This is a genomic window from Vibrio sp. 03_296 (assembly GCF_002265885.1).
The window spans coordinates 1-1,328 of sequence record NZ_NPKW01000021.1 but is presented as its reverse complement, the minus strand read 5'-3'; the positions used below and the strand labels follow the sequence as shown (position 1 = coordinate 1,328).

General features: G+C 47.6%; 1 tRNA gene and 2 rRNA genes. All 3 read right to left on the bottom strand.

From position 1 onward, the window contains the following. Positions 1–272 (bottom strand): 23S ribosomal RNA (locus tag CIK04_RS33130); the annotation flags it as partial. Between the two features lie 282 nt (positions 273–554). Beyond that, positions 555–630: transfer RNA gene (locus tag CIK04_RS01695), tRNA-Ala, on the bottom strand. 65 nt (positions 631–695) lie between these two features. Then, positions 696–1,328, bottom strand: a 16S ribosomal RNA gene (locus tag CIK04_RS01690); the annotation flags it as partial.

The following is a 1,328-nucleotide window of genomic DNA, read 5'->3' as shown; positions in this document are numbered from 1 at the left end:
TAAGGGGCTAATCCAATTTTCGCTCGCCGCTACTTTCGGAATCTCGGTTGATTTCTTTTCCTCGGGGTACTTAGATGTTTCAGTTCTCCCGGTTCGCTTCATTGAGCTATGTATTCACTCAATGATACTGGCTTATGCCAGTGGGTTTCCCCATTCGGAAATCGTAGACTCAAGTGGCTGTTACTGCCTCATCTACGCTTATCGCAAGTTACTACGTCCTTCATCGCCTCTGACTGCCAAGGCATCCACCGTGTACGCTTAGTCACTTAACCATACAACCCCAAAGGGTCTTCTAGTCAAACAACCAAAGTTGCTATCTCATTATTTGAATGAGCGAGATAGCGTTGATTTTGCCGGACTCAATTTCGAATAGTCACTAAAAGTGACATTCTCAAGAACACTTGAATGTGTTTGTTGGTGTTTGTCTTAAAGACAAACATTGAGAACTTTACAAACAACAATAAATTGTTGTTTTGTCAGCTTTCCAAATTGTTAAAGAGCAGATTTTCTAATGAAAACCATTATTAAAGATTCTAAATGAAAACCTTTAGTAATGGTGGAGCTAGACGGGATCGAACCGTCGACCTCTTGCATGCCATGCAAGCGCTCTCCCAGCTGAGCTATAGCCCCACATCTATCTCTATAACGTTATAAACCATCAATCTGTGTGAACACTCATCGCAATAATCATCGTATAAGGAGGTGATCCAGCGCCAGGTTCCCCTAGCGCTACCTTGTTACGACTTCACCCCAGTCATGAACCACAAAGTGGTGAGCGTCCTCCCGAAGGTTAAACTACCCACTTCTTTTGCAGCCCACTCCCATGGTGTGACGGGCGGTGTGTACAAGGCCCGGGAACGTATTCACCGTGGCATTCTGATCCACGATTACTAGCGATTCCGACTTCATGGAGTCGAGTTGCAGACTCCAATCCGGACTACGACGCACTTTTTGGGATTCGCTCACTTTCGCAAGTTGGCMGCCCTCTGTATGCGCCATTGTAGCACGTGTGTAGCCCTACTCGTAAGGGCCATGATGACTTGACGTCGTCCCCACCTTCCTCCGGTTTATCACCGGCAGTCTCCCTGGAGTTCCCGACATTACTCGCTGGCAAACAAGGATAAGGGTTGCGCTCGTTGCGGGACTTAACCCAACATTTCACAACACGAGCTGACGACAGCCATGCAGCACCTGTCTCAGAGTTCCCGAAGGCACTCCAGCGTCTCCGCTAGATTCTCTGGATGTCAAGAGTAGGTAAGGTTCTTCGCGTTGCATCGAATTAAACCACATGCTCCACCGCTTGTGCGGGCCCCCGTCAATTCATTTGA